Annotated in this window: 2 protein-coding genes; both read left to right on the top strand. The window is 56.0% G+C overall.

The genetic code is table 11. The features are described from left to right. Positions 1–391, top strand: a 391-nt coding sequence (locus tag VGE80_RS06660; RefSeq protein WP_440592108.1) for a hypothetical protein, incomplete at its 5' end; no start/stop codon positions are given. Between the two features lie 1,085 nt (positions 392–1,476). Next, positions 1,477–3,505: cyanophycin synthetase (locus VGE80_RS06665; protein ID WP_440592109.1), on the top strand; the 2,029-nt coding region annotated here is incomplete at its 3' end.

A 3,505-nucleotide genomic window follows, 5' to 3' on the forward strand; every position in this document is an offset into this window, starting at 1 on the left:
GAACAACTTTATTGACGGTAATTTTAGTCTTGAACGCTGGATGGGCGAATGGATGGCGGACGGCAATATCGAGGTTGGAGAAGACATAATTGAATTTGGTGTACCGACTGTCATTGGTCCCTCTTTGGCATTTGTCGGAAACAAGTACGGACTGCAGAGAGTCGCCGGAGAGCGACTGTCATTCACTACTACCTATGTAGGCAACCCCCTGACGCGGAACGAGCAAGGGATTTTTTTTCAGTGCGATGAGGGATGTTTTGCGAGAGATCCTGATGGGTACAAAAAAGTGCTGAGTTTGTCTCCAATCGTGTTTGAGTTCGTTGTGCATTCCGCAACCAAGCATTCGTGCGTGGTGATTTTAGGCGTTAGGAGGTTCGGTAGTCGTCAGTGATAGATTTATTCAGAATCGCGACGAAACAGGCCAAAGGGACACTGCAAGTCTGTGCCGAACTGCGTTGACTGTGTCCCCGTTCCCTTTTTCATCGCTTGGGCTTCTTTCCTCACTGACTGTCGGAACTCGCTTCCAAGCCGTGAAAGCCTCAACGTCATTCACGACAAATAATCTTGACGTGTTTTACGATTATCGTAGAATCGATCGTGACTCTGGGGGAACAGACTTCTGGGGCTCTTTATGGATACGTGCCCGGGCTGGTCTGTGGAGAATTCGCGGGATTCAGGATCAGAGCGTTCGTTGCTGTCGTGACATAGTGATTCATTCCGCACCCAAGATTCCGCGTGCAGTCAGCGGCGAGACGCCGCTTTTGCTCTTACTTCGAGCGGTGTTCCCTGAAGATCAGGCTCGCGACTCGACATCTAGAAATCGATGATAAGGCCGTTCCGTGAAACAACTCCTTTCCGAACATATAGTTATGAATTCAGTAGCGGATTGCGGCGTGTTTGGCCTTCAGCTCATGATTAGATGCTCAAGGTGCTCAAGATGCTCAACGTGAGCATCTAATTGAAAAGCCTGTAAAACAGGGGTTTGGACCATTAGATGCTCAAGGTGCTCAAATCTGTACAGCGCGCATTTCGCATTGGCGAGTTGCTCCCAAGGGTTTCTCCCGACGCAGCTCTTTCGAGCAGCTCGTGGAAGCAGCACCCGAGAGGGCAGACGCTGCCGGAAGCAGGCCGGGAACTGGCCTCCGGGGGTAGATTCCGCAGACGTCTCGTCAGGAATTCGTTGCTGATCACCGGGAGGGCGGGTACGAACGGGACGAAACCGGGCTGTCGACACGGAAACTTGCGGGTTTGTAATATCAATTCGGCAGAAATTTCTGTGTTTCAGTCGAATTGTTGCAGTTTGACTGTGGGGGCAGGGGGCGATGAAAAAAAATGCATGGAAGCGAATTGGGGATGTCGATTCTTGATGGAACAAAAAGGGAAATACCGGCATAATCGTCGCTGTTTTGGTCGAACGGACACTCCGACCTCGTACTCCTGATTGACGAGCGGTACTGACAGGATCTCATTGCATTCATGATCATCCGCAAGGTTCTTGCTCTTCGTGGCCCGAACATCTGGTCCCGGCACACTGTTCTCGAAGCCTGGGTCGACCTGGGCGCGCTGAAAGATACCTCGTCCGCGCATATCCCCGGCTTTAACGATCGGTTGATGACCTGGCTCCCCAGCATGATCGAACACCGTTGCAGTGTGGGCGAACGGGGCGGATTTTTTCAGCGTCTCCGCTGGGGCACCTATCTGGCTCACATTCTGGAACACACGACACTCGAACTTCAGACCCTTTGCGGCACCCCTGTCGGCTATGGACGAGCACGTGAGACCACCGAAGAAGGTGTCTACAAGGTCGCGATCCGCTACCAGGACGAAACACTCGGCCACGCCTGTCTGGAAACCGCTCACCGGCTGCTCATGGCGGCTGTGTTCGACCTTCCGTTCGAAATGGAAAGCGAACTGAAGCGATTGCGTGATCTGGCGGATCGGGTCTGTCTGGGTCCCAGCACCAACGCGATTGTGGACGCGGCCCGAGCTCGCAACATCCCGTTCCGACGGCTCAATTCCGGCAGTCTGGTCCAGTTCGGACAGGGGAAGAATCAGCGCCGGATCTGGACCGCCGAAACCGATTCGACCAGCGCGATCGCCGAATCGATCGCCCAGGATAAACAGCTCACGAAAATGATGCTTGCCGCGGCAGGGATTCCGGTTCCGGAAGGTCGCGAAGTGGAAAGTGCCGAGGACGCCTGGGAGGCGGCTCAATCGATTCCCGGCCCGGTCGTCGTGAAGCCGGTCGACGGAAATCATGGTCGCGGCGTCTTCATGGATCTGACCGAAGAACATCAGGTGAAAAGCGCCTACGAAGAAGCCCTGAAAGAGGGTTCCGGGGTGATCGTCGAACGCTTCGCCAGCGGTTCGGAGCATCGCCTGCTGATCGTGGGGAACAAACTGATTGCCGCCGCCGCGGGCGACGCAATCTGGGTCGTCGGGGACGGTGTCAGCACGATTGAAGCCTTGATCGAGTCTCAGGTGAATTCCAATCCACGCCGGGGCGAGGATGAATCCAAGCCACTCGATCGGATTCGGATGATTCCACTGATCATTCTCACGCTGGCCAACCAAGGTTACACACCGGAAACGGTTCTGGAGCCGGGTGTTAAAGCGATTATCCGACGGAATGACAACCTCTCGCGCGATGTCACAGACGAAGTCCATCCTTCGGTCGCCGAGCACGCCATCCTGGCGGCTCAGATCATCGGTCTGGACATCACCGGCATCGACCTGGTGACGGAAGATATTTCCCGTCCGCTGGAAGAGCAGGGGGGAGTCATCGTCGAGATCAACGCCGGCCCCGGTTTGCTGATGCATTTGAAGCCGGAAGTCGGAAAGCCCCGTGCCGTGGGCGAAGCGATCATTGACCACATGTTTCCAGACCCGAGCGATACCGGTCGGATTCCGATCGTCTCGGTCACCGGAACGAATGGGAAAACGACCGTCTCACGTCTTGTCGCCTCGATCATGAAGGCCGCAGGCCACACTGTCGGTCTGACCTGTTCTGACGGAGTTCTGGTCGATGGCCGAGTCATCGACACGGGCGACTGTGCAGGACCGCGAAGTGCTCGGAACGTCCTGCTCAATCCGCTGGTCGATGCGGCGGTCTTTGAGGCCGCTCGGGGAGGAATCCTGCGGGAAGGGCTCGGCTTCGACAAGTGCGATTGCGCCATCGTCACGAACATCGGGGAAGGGGACCATCTCGGTCAGAAGTACATTGACTCACCCCGGGATATGTTCAAGGTCAAACGAACCCCGGTGGATGTCGTGCTGCCGAGCGGCACAGCGGTGCTGAATGCGACTGACCCTCTGGTGGTCGAGATGAAGGAACTTTCCGCAGGGAGCGTGACCTTCTTTGCGATCGATCCCGAACATCCTGTCATCCGGGAGCATCGGGCGAACGGAAAGCGGGTGGTCTTTGTGAAAGACGCGCACGTCGTCCTCTGCGAGGGGGAAACAGAAACCCCGCTGGTCACCCTGGAGGATCTTCCCTGCACGCACG

Source organism: Schlesneria sp., assembly GCF_036405755.1.
In the GTDB taxonomy this organism is placed as follows: domain Bacteria; phylum Planctomycetota; class Planctomycetia; order Planctomycetales; family Planctomycetaceae; genus Schlesneria; species Schlesneria sphaerica.